Annotated in this window: 17 protein-coding genes; 4 read left to right on the plus strand and 13 right to left on the minus strand. The window is 38.5% G+C overall.

Annotation, left to right across the window (positions count from 1 at the left end; all coding sequences use genetic code 11):
• Positions 1-60: 60 nt before the first annotated feature.
• Positions 61-1,290 carry an NAD(P)-dependent malic enzyme gene (locus tag NST66_RS23155; RefSeq protein ID WP_028411786.1) on the minus strand — a complete coding sequence of 410 codons (1,230 nt, stop codon included), beginning with the start codon at positions 1,288-1,290 and terminating at the stop codon, positions 61-63.
• Between the two features lie 202 nt (positions 1,291-1,492).
• The gene (gene dnaE, locus NST66_RS23160; RefSeq protein ID WP_033579615.1) at positions 1,493-4,843 is read right to left on the minus strand and encodes a DNA polymerase III subunit alpha; all 3,351 of its coding nucleotides are present in this window, start codon (positions 4,841-4,843) and stop codon (positions 1,493-1,495) included.
• A 141-nt stretch (positions 4,844-4,984) separates the two neighbouring features.
• On the opposite strand from dnaE, the gene NST66_RS23165 reads away from it, so the two are divergent.
• Both NST66_RS23165 and ytrI read left to right on the plus strand, forming a co-directional pair.
• Complete coding sequence (locus NST66_RS23165; protein WP_013059455.1) at positions 4,985-5,320, plus strand: YtrH family sporulation protein; 336 nt, start codon at positions 4,985-4,987, stop codon at positions 5,318-5,320.
• Positions 5,317-5,835 (plus strand): sporulation membrane protein YtrI, encoded by a 519-nt coding sequence (gene ytrI / locus NST66_RS23170; protein ID WP_014458035.1) that lies wholly within the window; start codon positions 5,317-5,319, stop codon positions 5,833-5,835. Before NST66_RS23165 ends, ytrI begins: the two co-directional genes overlap by 4 nt.
• Positions 5,836-5,873: 38 nt before the next feature.
• Here the strand turns inward: ytrI and NST66_RS23175 are convergent, their stop codons facing one another.
• A complete protein-coding gene (locus NST66_RS23175) occupies positions 5,874-6,812 on the minus strand; it encodes a DHH family phosphoesterase (RefSeq protein WP_033579614.1) in 939 nt (312 codons plus the stop codon).
• A 251-nt stretch (positions 6,813-7,063) separates the two neighbouring features.
• On the opposite strand from NST66_RS23175, the gene NST66_RS23180 reads away from it, so the two are divergent.
• Positions 7,064-7,360 carry a YtpI family protein gene (locus NST66_RS23180; protein ID WP_028411789.1) on the plus strand — a complete coding sequence of 99 codons (297 nt, stop codon included), beginning with the start codon at positions 7,064-7,066 and terminating at the stop codon, positions 7,358-7,360.
• 271 nt (positions 7,361-7,631) lie between these two features.
• On the opposite strand, the gene NST66_RS23190 is transcribed toward NST66_RS23180, so the two are convergent.
• The 7 genes from NST66_RS23190 to NST66_RS23220 all read right to left on the minus strand — a co-directional run bounded on the left by NST66_RS23190 (position 7,632) and on the right by NST66_RS23220 (position 14,483).
• Positions 7,632-8,948 (minus strand): CBS domain-containing protein, encoded by a 1,317-nt coding sequence (locus tag NST66_RS23190; protein ID WP_028411790.1) that lies wholly within the window; start codon positions 8,946-8,948, stop codon positions 7,632-7,634.
• Positions 8,949-9,029: 81 nt separating this feature from the next.
• Complete coding sequence (locus NST66_RS23195) at positions 9,030-9,266, minus strand: hypothetical protein (protein ID WP_033579613.1); 237 nt, start codon at positions 9,264-9,266, stop codon at positions 9,030-9,032.
• Between the two features lie 228 nt (positions 9,267-9,494).
• Positions 9,495-10,172, minus strand: coding sequence for a metal-dependent hydrolase (locus NST66_RS23200; RefSeq protein ID WP_034271489.1), 678 nt, complete (start codon positions 10,170-10,172; stop codon positions 9,495-9,497).
• A gap of 113 nt (positions 10,173-10,285) precedes the next feature.
• The gene (ald, locus tag NST66_RS23205) at positions 10,286-11,407 is read right to left on the minus strand and encodes an alanine dehydrogenase (RefSeq protein WP_340843712.1); all 1,122 of its coding nucleotides are present in this window, start codon (positions 11,405-11,407) and stop codon (positions 10,286-10,288) included.
• A 150-nt stretch (positions 11,408-11,557) separates the two neighbouring features.
• Positions 11,558-11,725, minus strand: a complete 168-nt coding sequence (locus NST66_RS23210; protein ID WP_013059463.1) for a hypothetical protein — start codon at positions 11,723-11,725, stop codon at positions 11,558-11,560.
• A 164-nt stretch (positions 11,726-11,889) separates the two neighbouring features.
• The gene (argH, locus tag NST66_RS23215) at positions 11,890-13,278 is read right to left on the minus strand and encodes an argininosuccinate lyase (protein WP_014458026.1); all 1,389 of its coding nucleotides are present in this window, start codon (positions 13,276-13,278) and stop codon (positions 11,890-11,892) included.
• Positions 13,275-14,483 (minus strand): argininosuccinate synthase, encoded by a 1,209-nt coding sequence (locus NST66_RS23220; protein WP_033579611.1) that lies wholly within the window; start codon positions 14,481-14,483, stop codon positions 13,275-13,277. Before NST66_RS23220 ends, argH begins: the two co-directional genes overlap by 4 nt.
• A 314-nt stretch (positions 14,484-14,797) precedes the next feature.
• Here NST66_RS23220 and NST66_RS23225 point away from each other — a divergent pair, with 314 nt between their 5' ends.
• Entirely contained in the window at positions 14,798-15,112 is a 315-nt protein-coding gene (locus NST66_RS23225; protein ID WP_028411794.1) for a hypothetical protein, read from the plus strand.
• 25 nt (positions 15,113-15,137) lie between these two features.
• On the opposite strand, the gene NST66_RS23230 is transcribed toward NST66_RS23225, so the two are convergent.
• The 3 genes from NST66_RS23230 to NST66_RS23240 form a co-directional block, all read right to left on the minus strand.
• Complete coding sequence (locus NST66_RS23230) at positions 15,138-15,980, minus strand: EcsC family protein (protein ID WP_028411795.1); 843 nt, start codon at positions 15,978-15,980, stop codon at positions 15,138-15,140.
• Positions 15,981-16,211: 231 nt separating this feature from the next.
• Positions 16,212-17,402, minus strand: a complete 1,191-nt coding sequence (locus NST66_RS23235; protein WP_013059468.1) for an acetate kinase — start codon at positions 17,400-17,402, stop codon at positions 16,212-16,214.
• Between the two features lie 196 nt (positions 17,403-17,598).
• A complete protein-coding gene (locus tag NST66_RS23240) occupies positions 17,599-18,591 on the minus strand; it encodes a class I SAM-dependent methyltransferase (protein WP_034271473.1) in 993 nt (330 codons plus the stop codon).
• Positions 18,592-18,635 lie beyond the last annotated feature (44 nt).

An 18,635-nucleotide genomic window follows, 5' to 3' on the forward strand; every position in this document is an offset into this window, starting at 1 on the left:
ACATTACTTTAACAGGCATGCTTGAAGCATCATGCCTGTCAAAGAACAGTTGATGTAACCTTATTCAATAATCGCTAAACGGCGTGTATTTTCAGCTACGGCTTCTGGCTTTACTTTTATTCGGGCAACGCCTGTTTCCATAGCTGCTTTTGCAACAGCTGCGGCTACTGCCGGAGCCACTCGTGCATCAAATGGCCCTGGAATTACATAGTCTGTATTCAAGTCCTCTTCCGTAATTAAATTAGCAATGGCCTCAACTGCAGCCATTTTCATTTTTTCATTAATATGAGTAGCACGCACATCCAGTGCACCTCGGAATATCCCCGGAAACGCTAAGACATTGTTCACTTGATTAGGAAAATCTGAACGTCCGGTGCCGATTACTTTCGCGCCAGCTTTTTTAGCTTCTTCTGGCATAATTTCAGGCACTGGATTTGCCATTGCAAAAATGATTGGGTCTGGATTCATCTTTCCAATCATTTCCGATGTGAGTGCTCCTTCAACCGAAACTCCAATAAATACATCAGCTTCTTCTAACGCATCGGCTAACGTACCTTCTACTTTGCTTCGATTTGTATAGGCTGCAACTTCATCTTTTATACGGTTCATGCCGTGAGGACGCTTGTCATAAATCGTTCCTTTGGAATCACACATAATAATATCGCGCACTCCATAGCTGTATAATAATTTAATAATAGCAATGCCAGCAGCCCCTGCTCCATTCGCTACTACTTTGATTTGTGACATTTTTCTTCCTGTCAGCTTCAGGGCATTAAGAAGACCCGCTACCGTAACAATAGCCGTCCCATGCTGATCATCATGAAAAACCGGGATATTTGTTTCCTTTTTCAACCGCTCTTCAATTTCAAAACAGTTAGGAGCCGCAATATCTTCTAAATTAACGCCTCCAAAAGTTGGTTCTAGCAATTTAACAGTTTCTATAATTTTGTCCACATCTGTCGTGTTTAAACAAATTGGGAATGCATCTACGCCGGCAAAACTTTTAAAAAGGACAGCTTTCCCTTCCATTACTGGCAGAGCAGCTTCAGGGCCTATATTGCCCAAGCCCAATACGGCAGTGCCATCAGATACAACAGCTACCATATTTCCTTTCATCGTATATTCATATACATTGTTTACATCATCATATATTTCTTTGCAAGGTTCTGCTACACCAGGGGAATAAGCAAGGCTTAAATCCTCTGCGTTTCGAACAGGAATTTTGGACTTTGATTCTAGTTTACCTTTGTTAATGCGGTGCATATGCAATGCTTCTTCACGTAAAGACAATGAATTTCACTCCCAATAAACAAAATGATAACAAATACTGTGCCTGAACCATGTTCTTTCCCACACTCATATGATGTTATAAATCCAATTGAATTTCATTTCAAGAAAAACGCATCTAATTCGTATATTTTATAAAAAAAACGGTGGTCAGACCACTTTTTTAACTATTTTACCATATAACATCACATGAAATCTGTAAAGACTATATCTTCTTGAACACAACGTGCTTCTCTCCAAGCATTGCTTTTAACGTTTTGATCAACTCATCGCTTCGTTCAACAGAATAGTGAACAGGAAGCTTGACCAATTGACGTTCTGCCTCATAATAAATTTTCACGGGGATTTTCCCTCTATGAGACTGAAAATGCTGATAAATAGTATGAAGCAGCTTTTCCGTACCTTGCTTTGTTTCTATACGTAAGTACAATTCTTCTGACGGTAATTTTTGAACCGCTTCGCTAGCAGCTTCAGCACGTTGACAAACAATTTGCTGCTGCCCATTTCTTTCATCTATCTTTCCATGTATCAGTAAAACCTTACCTTGTTCAAACAGCAGACGATTCTGCTCAAATACGCGGGGAAATGCAACAACTTCTCCTTCTCCACTTTCATCCGTAATGCGCAAAAAGGCCATTTGCTCTCCTTTTTTCGTGCGAATGACGCGAATTTCCAACACAAATACTAAAAGAGAGACCGCTTTTCCTGAAGCGTGTTCTTTCATATCGTGAAGAGAAACAACAGAATAAAAGGAATTCAGTGCTTCATACTGAGAAGCAGGGTGGCTTGATAAATAAAAACCTAGCATATCTTTTTCATACTGAAGCCGATCTTCTATTTTCAGTTCCTCTTTTTCCATATATTTAGGCTTTAACGAAAATTCAGCTCCAAATCCAAAATCATCATCAGGGAGGACCAAGCTTGCATGTTCAAATGCTACATCAATGGTTGCTAATAAAGTTGCTCGATTTTCTCCAAATTCATCAAAGCCTCCGGACAAAATCAAAGCTTCAAGCGCTTTTTTATTCACGGCTTTTGGTGAAACACGTGCACAAAAATCAAATAAGTCTTCAAATCTTTTTTTCTTTCTCTCTTCTGTTATTTCCTGCATAGCTGCCGCACCAATATGTTTAATCGCTGCAAGGCTATATCTTATTCTTTCACCTTCTACATTAAACGAATACATGCTCTTGTTAATAGAAGGTGGGAGAACTTGTATTTTTTTTCTTTTGAGTTCATTAATATATTGAGCAATTTTCCCTTCGTTTCCAATAACGCTCGTTAACAACGCTGAAAAGAACTGTAGCGGATAATGTGTTTTTAAATAAGCTAACTGATAGGCCACCATACTGTAAGCAACGGCATGGCTCCGGTTGAAGCCATAATCAGCAAAGCGCACAATAAGGTCATATACTCGATTAGCAACGGATAGGTCATATCCTTTCTTCTCGCTTCCTTGAACAAAATGTGCTCGTTCACGATCAAGCACGGATCGTTCTTTTTTACTAACTGCTCTTCTCAATAAATCTGCTTCTCCAAGAGAAAAGCCAGCCATCTTTGAAGCAATCTGCATAATTTGCTCCTGATACACGATAACGCCATGGGTGGATTGTAAAATGCCTTGAAGCGTGGGATGGTCATATATGACGCTCTCCACTCCGTGCTTGCGCTTAATATAGGTTGGAATATTTTCCATCGGACCGGGTCTATACAGCGCGTTAACTGCTACAATATCTTCTAGCTCTGTGGGTTTTAATTGCTGAAGAACCCTTCTCATTCCATCTGACTCTAGCTGAAAAATCCCTGTCGTATCTCCTTTGCTCAGCAGTTCAAAAGTTTTCTGATCGTTAAATGGAATACGAGACAGTGACAGCTTTTGGTTCATGTCCCGCTCAATTTTCTTTAAAATGTGATCTAAAATGGTTAAGTTACGCAAACCTAAAAAGTCCATTTTCAAAAGCCCAACGTCTTGCAGAGCTTCCATTGGATATTGAGTCAGATATACATCATCATGTCCTTCTTGTACAGCTATAGATTGCGTCAGCGGCTTCTCACTGATCACAACGCCTGCTGCGTGTGTGGAAGTATGCCTTGGCAGTCCTTCTATCTTCATCGCAATGTTATACCATTGCTTTCTGGCTTCATTTTCTGCTAAATAAGTTTGAAGAACTCTTGAATCACGAAGAGCGCTTTTTAACGTTGTACCTGGTTTAGTTGGAATCGCTTTAGACATTTTGTTTAACGCCTCTTGATCAAATCCCATCACTCTTCCTACATCACGTACGGCTGCTTTAGCCGCTAATGTTCCAAATGTAATAATTTGAGCTACATGCAGCGCTCCATATTTTTGAGCCACATACTGAATGACTTGATCCCGTTTATTATCAGGAAAATCGATATCAATATCAGGCATCGAAATACGTTCAGGATTTAAAAAGCGCTCAAAGAGAAGCTGATGCTGAATTGGATCAACATTTGTAATTCGTAAGGCGTATGAAACTAGTGAGCCCGCCGCTGAGCCACGACCTGGACCTGTTAAAATACCATGTTCATGAGCATAATTCATAAAATCCCACACGATAAGGAAGTAATCGCTAAAGCGCATACTTTCAATAATGTTCAGCTCATAATCTAAGCGTTTCTGGTATTGTTCCGTGATCACTTGAACTCTTTCTTGCAGTCCTTTCTCGCAAAGAGTGCGTAAGTAGGTTGATGATGTAACGGACGGAGGAACAGGGTATTTTGGAATAGACATGACGCCTAGAGAAATTTTAAGCTCGCATCGTCTTGCGATTTTTATACTTTCTTCTATTAAAAAATGCTGATCATGAAAGAGAACTTCCATTTCATGAGGTGATTTGAAATAGTACTCGCTGCTTTCTTCTTGCACCTGTTCACCGCTATGTAATTTCTCTCCGTCTCGAATAGCCGCTAAGCAATCATATGCGTCCCGATCTTCTTTTTTTAAATATTTCACTTGATTCGTTGCTACGAGCGGGACATTTTCTTCAGCAGCAAGCTCCGTTAACTGCTGATTTATCAAAGCTTCATCCTGTCCGTGGCGCTGTATAGATATATACAAAGACTGAGAATATACTTTTTTAAAGAATTGAAGCACTCGCTTTGCATCTTGAAGTTTGTTTTCTGCTAGCAGAGTTTCTACTTCTCCCCTTACGCCAGGTGTAATAGCAATCAGCCCGCTGCTATAATGCTGGAGCCATTTTTTCTTTACACCGTGTTTTTCCTTTGTTTGAACTAAACTGCTTAGTTTTAATAGATTTTCATAGCCTTTATCATTTTCTGCTAGCAAAACTAAAGGATACGCTTGCTCGCTTTCTTCATGTTCCAAAATTGATAGTGTAAGCCCAATAATCGGCTTAATCCCCGCTTTCACGCAGGCTTTATAAAAAGGAATGACTCCGTACATTACATTTTCATCGGTCAAAGCAATCGCTTCATAGTTCATTTTTTTAGCTGTTTCTACAAGTTCATGAATACGAACGGAACTGCTTAGTAAGCTATAAGAACTTTGAAGCTGTAAGTGAACAAAAGGCACAGGACTTCCCACCTTTCTTTAATTCTTTATTCTCATTATAAATTTTGTTGCGGGCGTAGACAAATTACATAACTCTGAACGTTTGTCCATATATATGTAGGAAGCATGAGTTATCAATAAAATAGTAAAGGAGGACGCGTCATGACAAAAGAGCCTTTTATGTCTCTTTTCATTTGGAGTTACTTTACTTCATTAGGTATTATTTTAGGCGGTTCATTAATCGGAGCATTTGCGGGGTTCTTAATTGGAAAATCTCCCCTGTACGTTATGCATACCCTCAGCAATAGCTTAAAAATCTGGGCAATTGTCGGAGCCATCGGAGGAACATTTGATACGTTTTACAGCTTTGAGCGAGGACTCTTTGAAGGAGCGACAAAAGATGTATTCAAACAAATTCTTTTAATTCTATCCGCTATGGGAGGAGCTCAGACCGGGGCTCTGATCATCAAGTGGTTAACGCAGGAGCACTTTGTATGAGAGTACCCAGCGAGCGAATGTTCAAGCGCTCCGACTGGCAGCGTTTTTTTGCCGGTATTGTCATTGGAGCAATTGTCAGCTGGGGAGTGTTTTTAACAATTTACGGCGTTTCAAGAGATAGAGAGCTAGAGGAGATTCGAATTGCTAATGATAAGCTAAAAAAAGCAAATTTGCAAATTAGCGCATGGCAAGAAGATGTAAAAGCATTAAACAAGGAAATGAAGCAGCATTTGATTATTCAAAATGTGAAAGTAAAATTAGTGAACGGCCATCGTTATAAAGTAAACTCTGTGGTGGAATACAATATTCAAAAAAGCGTCGACGAAGAAGCGCAGCACTTAATTGCCCAAGATATTGAAAGTGCGTATCGAAGCAGGGATATCTTAAAAAAAGCAATTGAAAACAAAAAATACGAATTCGATAAAACGATTTATGAAGTTGAAGTTCATCAAATTTATTTTTATACAACGCTTTCGATTGAAGTTCGAATTAAAAAGATGGAAAAAGTACTATAAAAAGCCGCTGATTTAAAATCAACGGCTTATTTTACAGATTACTCCTGACTGCAGAGCTCTTCTAAATCAAGTAGTAAAGGCTCTACTTCTTCCCATGAGTCAATGGAAGCGCCGGACGCAAGAGGATGGCCTCCTCCGTTGTATTTTCTAGCAATTGTATTAATCACAAGCTCTTTTGAACGCAGGCGGACCCGAATCTGATTTTCTTCTTCTACAAAAAATACCCACGTTTTCACTCCATCAATTTGTCCTAACGAGCCGACTAGCTGAGAGGCATCAGCAGGTGTCACATCATATTTGCGAAGAATTTCATTCGGAATTTTCATGTGAGCAACTCCCGCTGGAGACATCGTGAAGTTTTGCAGCACATATCCATGTAAGTGAGCGACGTTTTCTTTTGTTTTGTATAGCTGATCATATACATCCTTAAAATTGAAGCCATATTGAATCAATTCACTTGCATAGCAAAACGTTTTCGGCTTTGTATTTGGAAATAAAAATCGGCCCGTATCACCGACAATACCAGTGAAAATTAACTTTGCTCCTTCATCATTAAGAGCTAACCCCTTTTCTTTTCCTTCCAAGTAAAATTCATAAATCATTTCACTTGTTGAAGAAGCAGACGTCTCAACCCAAAGTAAATCACCGTAAGGAGTTTGATTCGGATGGTGATCGATTTTAATGATCATTTTTCCACTTGCGTAGCGCTGATCTGATACACGCGCTTCATTCGCCGTATCACAAACGATGACAAGCGCATCTTCATAGGTGTCATCGGCGATATCATCCATACGGTATAAAAATTTTAACGACTCCGCTTCTTCTCCCGTTACGTATACCTTCTTCTCCGGAAAAGATGTTTTTAACAATTCCGCTAATCCGCACTGAGATCCGTATGCATCTGGATCTGGACGAATGTGCCTGTGAATAATGATGGTGTCAAACTGCTTAATAGCTTCTAATATTTGTGCTTTCATTTTCTCTCTCCTGTCAATACTGTTCTTGTTTTATGTACGTACCACATGCACTTATATTTCCACAGCGCTGTATCCATAATCTTTATTAAATCATATCTCTTCTCCTTTTTAAAAGAAGAATCAATCAATAGTAGAATTTTCTGTTATTGACCTGTAAAATAATAGATACTACTGTAAACACTTTCAACACTACGCATTACTAGCATCTAGAAACATTACGGATAGAAATACACCGGACTGGAGGGGCGTCTGTGCCATTTTTTATGATTTTAATCGTTGTGTCCTTTGTTTTCTACATGTATTTAAAAGTAAAATACGTACGTTCAAAACGCCCAATGGAACGAAAGTGGATTTCCGCTAAGTCGAGTATTTGTCTTGGCTCTTTTGTATTATTTTTTGGGATCAATCAATGGTTTATTTACGAAACAAACCTTTCGCTTATCATCGGCATATTATTTGTATTATTCGGTTCAGGTAGCATAATAGCAGGTGTCAAAGCTTATAAGTACTATCAGCCTTATGCAATAAAAGAAGCAGATCAAATGTAAAAAAGGCTGAGGCATAACGAGAGGAATCCAATCTAAAGACGAACAAATGGGAGACATGAGCTGAACCGCTTGAGACACCGCCGTTGATTTCCGTGCAAGACTTCGCTTTCCGCTGGAGTCTTCGTCTTGCCCTCCAATCAACGACTAGAAGAATCTAAACAGGTGAAACCTACGTTTACCCTAACAAAAAAAAACGAACCACTCATCAACATGGTTGATAAATGGTTCGTTTTTCACTTCGTCTAACATACTTTTGTCCCAGCTTCTTTTTTTATACTCTGTCCAATAACTGAGCCATCATCATCGCTTTTCCTACTACAACTCCGGCGTTGTAGACTTCTACATCTAATTTAGCAAACTTCCGACCAAGTTCTAATAGCTTAGGGCGAATTTCAATTACACTTTCAATTTGAACCGGTTTAATAAAATAAACGGTAATGTTTTCAATAACCAAATCACCTTTTTTATATAAACGCAGAACACGATTGGCAGCTTCCGTCACAATAGTAGTAAAAACTCCGTATGAAATAGTTCCCATATAATTTGTCATTTGTGGCGTTACTTCACAGCGATAGACAGGTGCTTCCTTTGTCTCTTGTACGTCCATAAATTGATTCGTTACAATGTCATCAATGGTTTCTCCTACCTGTGGTTGACGCTGAATCATTTGCAGCGCTTTTAAGACATCTTGACGGCTGATAATGCCTTCTAGTCGGTGGTAATCGTCCACTACAGGCAGCACTTCAATCCCTTCCCATACCATCATATGAGCGGAAGAAGCGACCGATGTTTTCCCGTGAACGGTCATCGGATTTTTCGTCATCACTTTTTCAATCGAAGTGGAAAGATCATATCCAATAACATCTTTTGAGGTAACCATTCCATGAACTTTCATATGCTGATCTACTACAGGAAAACGACTGTGGTGCGTTTGATCGTTACATTCGTGCCATTTTTCAATCGTATCGGTTAACTGCAAGCTAACCGCTTCAGAGACGGGTGTTAAAATATCCTCTACAAGCACAATTTCTTTTTTTATCAACTGATCATAGATAGCCCGATTAATCATCGTTGCAACTGTAAATGTATCATAGCTCGTTGAAATAATAGGAAGCTTAAGATCATCCGCAAGCTTCTTAACCCATTCTTCCGTATCAAAGCCGCCCGTAATTAAAACAGCTGCGCCTGCTTCAAGGGCTAATTCATGAGCGTTTACTCGATTCCCTACGATAAGAAGGTTTCCGGCCTCGGTATACCTCATCATAGCATCAAGCTTCATCGCTCCAATAACAAACTTATTTAACGTTTTATGCAAACCTTCACGTCCGCCCAGCACTTGTCCATCTACAATGTTTACTACTTCGGCAAACGTGAGCTTTTCAATGTTTTCTTTCTTCTTTCGTTCAATTCGAATAGTCCCTACTCGTTCAATCGTTGAAACATATCCTTTATTTTCCGCATCTTTTATTGCTCGGTACGCCGTGCCTTCACTGACAGTCAGTTCTTTGGCAATTTGGCGCACTGAAATTTTTTCACCAATTGGAAGCGAATCGATATACTGTAAAATTTGCTCATGTTTTGTCGCCACGTGTACTTCACCCTTCTAAAACGTTTTTACGTTTCATATGTCTTTTCTTTTATTATACGGGGGAAGTGAAATGGATTCAATCTAACCTCTTTGACGCAAAGGCTTTCTCGCACTATTTTTTTGAATACCTGTCTTTTTACGGCGCGGTGCATAAAGTAGTGATGACAAATTGCCTCCGGCTACAAAAAGAGCAAAGGTAAGCCAGCTTATACTAAAAATCCCTTGCAAACTCGCAGTTGTTAACACTAAGTGCGGCATTGCATAGTAAAGCATCACTCCGCATAGTAAAAGCGATAAAATAACTCGATTTTTTTCCATAACTCTCCCTCCTTATTATTACTATCGTATGCGGGAAAGTAAAAAAAGCAGAACGTTTCTTTGCAAATAAAAAGAGATTAAGACATAACTGCATCGATTCAATCTAAAGATGAACAAATGTGAAACCTACGTTCACCTTAACAATAAAAAAAGAACGAGTGATCGATATTATCGATTACTCGTTCTTTTTTAACTTTAACTGAAATCGTTTTGTCCCATCCTCTATGATTAAAGATCCAATCCTTCTCCAACTTTTAATACTTTTCCTTCAATACCAGATAAAGACTCAACAAATTGATGAGGATCTTGCTTAATTACAGGAAATGTATTGTAGTGAATTGGCACAACAAGCTTTGCCTGCACCCATTCCGCTGCGATAGCCGCATCTTCAGGTCCCATTGTAAAGTTATCTCCAATTGGAAGAAATGCTACGTCAGGCTCATGGCGACCAATTAACTTTAAATCAGAAAATAAAGCCGTATCTCCAGCATGATAAATTGTCTTTCCTTCAATCGTTAAAAGCAAACCAGCCGGCATTCCTGTATAAATAATTTTCTCATTATTTTCTGTATAACTTGAACCGTGGAAAGCTTGTGTCAATTTTACCGTACCAAAATCAAATGTATAGGCTCCGCCTATGCTCATTGGATGTACGTTTAAGCCTTGCCAGCTAAGATATGTAGCTAATTCTGCTACTGCCACAACAAGTGCACCGCTGCGCTTAGCAATTTCCACCGTGTCGCCTACATGATCATTATGGCCATGAGTCAGTAAAATCACATCTGCTTTTACATCTTCAGCATTTAAATCTGTTAATTCATTTCCAGTGATAAACGGGTCAATTAAAATTGTTTTTCCTTTTGTTTCAATTTTAACAACAGAATGTCCATGATAAGAAACGTGCATCATATATTCTCTCCTTTTACACTAACCTTTTCTATATTCTACCCGTCTGTTTTGGTTACAAAACAAGTGAATACGCGGCTATCATATCACAAACTGCGCAAAAACATGCCTTATTATGCTTGCTCTAATAAAGTTGTTGCATCAGCGTAAGTTAGACCGTGTGCATCTGCAACAGCCGCGTAAGTGACAAACCCATTTAGGGTGTTGATGCCTTGAAGAAGGGAAGGGTTTTTTAAGCACGCTTTTTTATATCCCTGATTTGCTATTTGCAGAGCATAAGGAACCGTTACGTTGGTCAGCGCTAAGGTCGACGTGCGGGGAACAGCCCCTGGCATGTTAGCAACAGCATAATGCAAGACCTCATGCTTCGAGTAAGTCGGGTTATCGTGAGTAGTAATACGATCAGTTGTTTCAAAAATTCCGCCTTGGTCAATGGCAATATCAACCACAACTGACCCTTTTGACATCGTTTGAACCATTTCCTCGGTGACAAGCTTTGGCGCTTTAGCTCCCGGTATGAGAACCGCTCCTATCACTAAATCTGACTCTTTTACAGATTGTGCGATATTGTAGTGATTTGACATTAATGTTGTCACTTCTTTACCAAACAAATCATCCAGCTGGCGAAGGCGATCAGCGTTTAAATCAATTATTGTGACATCAGCCCCTAATCCGACCGCAATTTTAGCAGCGTTGGTTCCCGCTACTCCTCCTCCAATAATTGTTACTTTTCCTCTTTGCACGCCTGGCACTCCACTTAACAAAATCCCTTTGCCACCTTTGGTTTTTTCTAAAAATTGAGCTCCAATTTGAGAAGACATTCTTCCTGCAACTTCGCTCATCGGCGTTAACAGAGGCAAGCTTTTATTTGGAAGCTGTACCGTTTCATAAGCGATACCCACTACCTTTTTATCAATCAATGCTTTCGTTAACGCTTCTTCAGCTGCCAAATGTAAATACGTAAACAAAATAAGTCCTTCACGAAAATATCCGTATTCTTTTGAAATCGGTTCTTTTACTTTCATAACCATTTCAGCATCCCATGCTTCTTTTGCAGTATTTACAATAGAAGCTCCTGCATTTGTGTAATCTTCATCATGGAATCCAGAGCCTTCTCCTGCCTGTGTTTCAATATATACATCATGCCCACCGTTAACTAAAGCTGTAACACCAGCTGGAGTAATAGCCAAGCGATTTTCATTATTTTTTACTTCTTTCGGCACTCCAATTTTCACCTTTATCCCTCTTTTCTTATATCAGTGATTAACTGAAAAAAGAACGCCACACCAAATCCTTTAGAAAACCGGATTTACTATGACGTTACCTTTCGATAGAGCTCAGCATAATCCTGCTTTTCTTAGTCTATATACAGTATATGCATGTAGTTATTCATATAGTTCGTTATCACTCTGTGCTTCTGGATTTTCAACTACAGAAGCCATAGCATCGCCAATAACGCCGCTTGAATAAGAATCCATTAGCTGTCTTGATGTCTCTTTTTCTCCTTCAAAATCATATTCATATACATGCTGCGGATGTTTTTTGTCTTTCATATGTCACTTCTCCTTTTTCACTCTATTTTCTTTACGAATGTGAACTTTATTTCATAATCCCTTACATGATCTTTTCTATTTTCTTCTTAATTGCTCTAGTTATACCATTTATCTCACATCAAAAAACGCCCGCAGAATTTTCTGCGGACGTTTTGAAAACTGTTTTATATTGAAGCTTTTTCATGCAATTCATCTTTAGCTAGCTGAATTGCTTTTTTCACTTGTTCAAACCCTGTTCCTCCCGCGCTATTGCGGCGATTAACAGCTGTTTTTGGACTTAATACATGGTAGATGTCTTCCTCAAATAAATCTGACGCTTCTTTATATTGCTCGAGCGGCAAATCCATTAGGTAGATATTTTTCTGAATACAAACGAGAACTAGTTTCCCAACCACTTCATGTGCTTCACGAAACGGCATACCTTTTGCAGCAAGATAGTCAGCTAACTCCGTTGCATTTGAAAAATCTTGTTTCGTAGCTTTTTCCATAACATTTGTTTTTACTGTCATTGTTTCAATCATGCCAGCAAAGATTGTTAAGCAGCCTTCAATCGTTGTAACCGTATCGAACATGCCTTCTTTATCTTCTTGCAAGTCTTTGTTGTATGTTAAAGGCGTGCCTTTTAACACAGTCAACAAGCTAAATAAATGACCATATACTCGTCCTGTTTTACCACGAATTAACTCTGCCATATCAGGATTTTTCTTTTGAGGCATAATACTGCTGCCAGTTGCATACGTATCATCCATTTCAATAAATTGAAACTCTTGACTAGACCATAAAATTAACTCTTCACAAAAACGAGATAAATGCATCATTAAAATAGAACTGTTGCTTAAAAACTCTAAAATAAAGTCACGGTCGCTGACAGCATCCATACTGTTTTGATAAATTCCATTAAAGCCTAGAAGCTCCGCGCTGTAATGACGATCAATTGGAAATGTCGTACCAGCTAAAGCTCCTGCTCCTAAAGGAGATAAATCAATACGCTTTAGTGATTCCGCATAACGCTCAGCATCACGCTTAAACATTGAAACATAAGCCATTAGATGATGAGCAAAAGAAACCGGCTGCGCGCGCTGTAAATGTGTGTAGCCTGGAAAAATAGTTTCGACATGCTGATCTGCTTTTGTAAGCAGCACATCTTCTAGATTTTCGATCAGTCCTACAATTTGCTGAACATGCTTTTTTAAATATAAGTGCATATCTGTAGCAACTTGATCATTACGGCTTCGACCCGTATGAAGCTTACCTCCAACCGGACCAATTTCATCAATTAATAGCTTTTCTAAATTCAAATGAATATCTTCATATTGAGCAGAAAATGTTAATTCTTTCTTCTTAGCTTTTTCAAGCAGTGTTTGAAGGCCTTTTTTAATTTGTGACGCTTCATCTCCAGAAAGAATGCTGCATTTCTCAAGCATTGTTACATGTGCTAAACTGCCTTCAATATCTTCTTCTACAAGATGCTGATCAAATGAAATGGACGCACCGAACTCGTCAATCCATTGTTCAGGGCGTTTCGTAAAACGCCCTCCCCAAAGTTTGGTCATACCGTTGTCACCTTCTTTTGATTTACCATGCTACTCACTTGTGTTGGAAGACCCCATAATGAGATAAAACCAACTGCTGCATTGTGATCAAATTCATCTTCTTTTGTATATGTTGCAAGTTTTTCATTGTATAAAGAATTAGGAGATTTACGTCCCTCTACGATAGCATGCCCTTTAAATAGTTTTACTCTCACTGTTCCGTTCACATATTGCTGCGTGTCTTTTAAGAATGCAAGCAGGGAATTTGTTAATGGAGAGAACCATAAACCCTCATAGATAACTTCTGTTAATTTTTTCTCAATCACTGGTTTGAAGTGCGCGACTTCTTTCACTAATGTTAAATCTTCAAGCTCTTTGTGTGCTTTGATTAATGTCATAGCAGCTGGACACTCATATACTTCACGTGATTTGATTCCCACAAGACGGTTTTCTACATGATCAATACGTCCCACTCCGTGCTTACCTGCAATTTCATTCAATTCTAGAATTAACTGAGCTAGCGTATAAGATTGACCATTTAATGCTACTGGAACACCTTCAACGAATTCAATTTCTACTACATCGGCTGTGTCCGGAGTATTTTCAAGAGAAGCCGTTAGGTCATATGCTTCTTCAGGTGGAGCTGCCCAAGGATCTTCAAGAACGCCGCACTCGTTACTTCTTCCCCATAAGTTTTGGTCAATTGAAAATGGGCTGTCTAAGTTAATTGGAATTGGAATATTCTTTTCTTTTGCATACTCGATTTCTTCTTCACGAGACCATTTCCAGTCACGAACAGGAGCTAAAACTTCTAAGTGTGGATTTAATGCTTTAATTGATACTTCGAAACGCACTTGGTCATTCCCTTTTCCCGTACATCCATGTGCGACAGCTACTGCATTTTCTTGTTCTGCTACTTCTACAAGCTTTTTAGCGATTAGCGGTCTAGATAGTGCAGATACTAATGGATATTTTCCTTCATATAACGTGTGTGCTTGAAGTGCTGCTAATGCAAATGTATTAGCATATTCTTCTTTTGCATCAATCACATATGACGATACCGCTCCAACTGTTAAGGCTTTTTCTTTAACGAATTTTAAATCTTTTCCTTCGCCTACGTCTAAACAGCAAGCTACCACATCGTACCCTTTTTCTTGTAACCATTTAATTGCAACTGATGTATCTAAACCTCCGGAATATGCTAAAACAACTTTTGGATTACTCATCATCTATTCCTCCTACAAATTATATATATATTAATACAACCGTTTTAATTTTTATTCATTTAATCTACTATTACTTTAACAACTTTTTAATCTATTTTCAATAGTTATTCAAAAAAAAGTATATAAATTCACGTTTTTTTTAATTTAATAGGATAAAAGCTTTTAAAATACTGTAAAAATAGACGTGAATGAATATTCCTGCCTTAAATGCATTGTATATTTATATGCATAAATCAAGTATAAATGATTTATTTTTCACTTAAAGTAGCTCTGGCTTTTGTCATTGTATAAAATGGAAGGGAAGAGGTGAAAAAATGGAGCGCTTTTTTACTTATGACAACAGACTCGGTATAAAAATTCCTGCTCTTGAAAGAGAATGGACATTCTATTCTGAAAAAGTTCAGCAGGATATCCTCCTAACATGGGAATCGATTCGAGGGCAAATTCCAGACAAAATTCAATCTGTAGAAAAGAGGATTAATCAAAAACAAGCGGCGTTAGAAGATGAGACTAATTTTATCCGCTCCTGTGAATTAAATAGCGAGATAGGAGAACTTGCTTCTATTATTAATGATTTGTGGATTTGGTATCGAACAAATGAGGAAATATCAAAAAAAGTTCACGGATAGACAAAAAAACGAGTCTCATGAAAAATTAATGAGACTCGTTTTTCTTATCCAGCAAATAGCGGTATTGGTAAAAGCGCTTCGCATAATCTGTCACTTGTTTGGCCATTCGATAATTCATCCCTCCGCCAACCATCATACTCACAATTGGCAAACGATTATAAACTTTTCGCTTCGCAGCAAATATAGCTAGCGTTTTTCCAATTTGCACAACGATTTTTTGCAGCCACGTCTTATCTACAATTTGATCAACACCTTCATAAAAATACGGGTCAAATTCTTGGCTTAGCTCACTCTTTAATTGATGCCACCCCTCAGCCTGAAGGTGTCTAGGTAACGTTGCTGCATGAAAAACTTTTAGCGTTAGCATAAGCTCTGAAGGAGTCTGGATATGATAGCCGTAGCTCATTGCTGCCTGTTGCACCGCTTGAATATTCATGCATAAAACAGCGGGTATATCAATACCGACTAGCAGCGATTGGCCGGTTCCTGAAAGTGCTCCTTGACTCAGCGCATACAACCGCAGCTTGGCCATTTGCTGTTCGCATATATAAGAAAGCTGATCTACTTGAAGGGAATTCATTTCTGACAGATCTGTGATATCTTCTTTGAATACACGGGCGGTTTCAATAATTCGTTTTGTCGCTTGAGTTTGCATTTCCGTACCTTGAATTAATGCAGTTAACTGAAAGAGTCCCTCATCAATTTTATGTAAATAGGTCTCACGAACAGAAGCAGGAATTAAGTTAAGCCCTTTTTCTAACCATTCTTCGTACAATAACTCCATCTCAGTTGCTTCTACGCTCTGTAAGCTCTCTTCCCATTTATAGATTTCTTCTAAAAGCTGTTCTTCACGATTCGTTAATATCATCATGTCACCCTTTCAAGAAATAAGTAGTTTTATTTTTATTATAACAAATAATGCATCCGTTACATTTTGCTTCCTATATTATTTCTTTCTTCTATACGTTGTAAACCTTCTTTCAACCGTCAGCTCCTTACGCTATATAAAAAAGCTGATTTCCTAACAAGGAAATCAGCTTTTCGTTAGTTTGCCTGACAATTTATGAGAATTCATGCATTGAAGAGGCACTTTATGAACTTAAATATTCGCTAAACGAGTAACGTCACGTGCAATCATAACTTCTTCGTCTGTAGGAATAACCATAACTTTAACTGGAGAATGAGGGTAGCTAATAAATGCTTCTTCTCCTTGTACACTATTTAAAGCTGGATCCCAATAAACGCCCATGAACTCTAAACCACGAAGAACGCGAGCACGTACAACATCACTGTTTTCTCCAATACCTGCTGTGAAGATGATTGCATCTACACCAGACATACGAGCAGCATAAGAACCGATATATTTATGAATACGGCTAGCAAATACTTCAAGTGCTGTTTCAGCGCGTTCATTGCCTTCAGCGCTTGCTTTGATTAGATCGCGTAGGTCACTAGAAATACCAGATACACCTAAAAGACCACTTTCTTTATTTAATACATTTAATACTTCGTCAGCAGTTTTTCCTGTTTTCTCCATAATAAATGGAATTAATGCAGGGTCAATGTTACCTGAACGAGTTCCCATTGCTACACCAGCTAATGGTGTGAAGCCCATTGATGTATCAATTGACTTTCCGCCTTCAATTGCAGCGATACTTGCACCGTTACCTAAGTGACAAGAGATTAAGCGTAATTGTTCAATTGGGCGTCCAAGAAGCTCAGCTGCACGCTCAGAAACATATTTATGAGATGTGCCGTGGAAACCGTATTTACGAACGCCATACTTTTCATAGTACTCGTACGGTAAGCTGTACAAGAATGATTTTTCTGGCATTGTTTGATGGAATGCTGTATCGAAGACTGCTACAGCTGGAACATTTGGAAGAATATCTTGGAACGCTTTAATTCCCACAATGTTTGCTGGGTTGTGAAGCGGTGCTAAATCAGATAAAGCTTCAATTTCCGCTAGTGTTTCATCTGTGATTAAAACAGAGTCAGCAAATTTCTCTCCGCCGTGTACGACACGGTGACCTACACCAGTGATTTCATCGTATGATTGAATGATGTTTTGAGAAAGTAACTTTTCAACTAAAATTTTAACTGCAACAGCATGGTCAGGGATTTCTGTAATATCCGTTTGTTTTTCACCATTTACCGAGATCGTGAAAACAGCGTTATCTAAACCAATTCGTTCTACTAAACCTTTTGTTAATACCGTCTCACTTGGCATTTCAAATAATTGAAACTTAAGTGAAGAACTGCCGGCGTTGATTGCCATGATTTTTGACATAAAAAAACAGCTCCTTCTTTATTATACGTGCATCATAAACATAACGAACAGAACATAAAAGTGTAATCTCTACAATATTCTATGCATTTCGACACGATTTCTATCCTTATTCATTTAATCATTCACGACAATAGATTTCAAGAGCTATACATCATGAAAACGCTACCGGCAAATATTCATTATTTTCGAAAAAGACTTACTTTTTATTAACGCGAAACCATTGGTCCATTTGAGCCATAATATCACTCATTGCTTCTCGATTACTGAACTTCGGCAAATTCACAAGCAGCGCGTTCTCAGGTGCCGTTACCCCTTCTCCTTGCTTTTGAAGAATGATAATACTCTTAGCAGCCTGCTCTTGTTTGAACATTGAAAGCGGCAGCTGAACGATTCCTTGAACGATTGCTTCCTCTTTTAGCAGCGGCTGTAATAAATGAGACTGTTCAGATTCGAACAAGTTATTTGGAATAAGAGCTACTACGTATCCTCCGTCTTTTACATGGCGCAAGCTTTGTTCAATGAATAAGTGATGAGCATAGGTATGACCTTCTTCAGCTCTTACTTTATACTCTTTTGCCCCTTCATCGTTTGGATAATAACCAACCGGCAGGTCACAGACAACTAAATCAACAGGATCAATAAAAAGCGGCTGTAAGCTGTCTTGATTAAATAATTGAACGCCGTGCTTCTGTAAGTTTGCATTTACATATGTCAGTTGAAGTAATAAATCATCCACATCTACACCGTATACATGTTCAATTGACGCAGCGTGTGTATTTAAAATGGTTGTTAATAAGTTTCCAGCTCCTACTGCTGGATCTAAAAGCGTATACTTATCTTTTCCTGCCATGAATTTTCCAACTAAGTAGCTGACAAATAGTCCTACAGCATCAGGGGTCATTTGGTGGTTAGGCTGAACTGCTTCTTTCATCCCTTTTAAAATAGCTAGCTGATATGCTTTTCGAATCGTTTCTTTTTCAAAATGATCAAGCGTGATTGAATCGTATTCTTTTTTTAAACGTTTTTTGGTTACCTCATCTAGCTCTTCTTGCAAAATAGTTCCTTGAAACAAGTTTTCTCCCGTTTCAGCTACTGCTTCTAAATATACGCAGTTTAGTTCTTTTCTTAAAATAATAGCTGTTTGATCAATTACACCAAATAGCTTTTCCATACTAGCTAATTGACTCATATTCTGCCTCCTGTGTAATGAAATGATATCTATATAAATGAGTA

This window comes from Priestia sp. FSL W8-0524 (assembly GCF_038005965.1).
GTDB lineage: Bacteria > Bacillota > Bacilli > Bacillales > Bacillaceae_H > Priestia > Priestia zanthoxyli.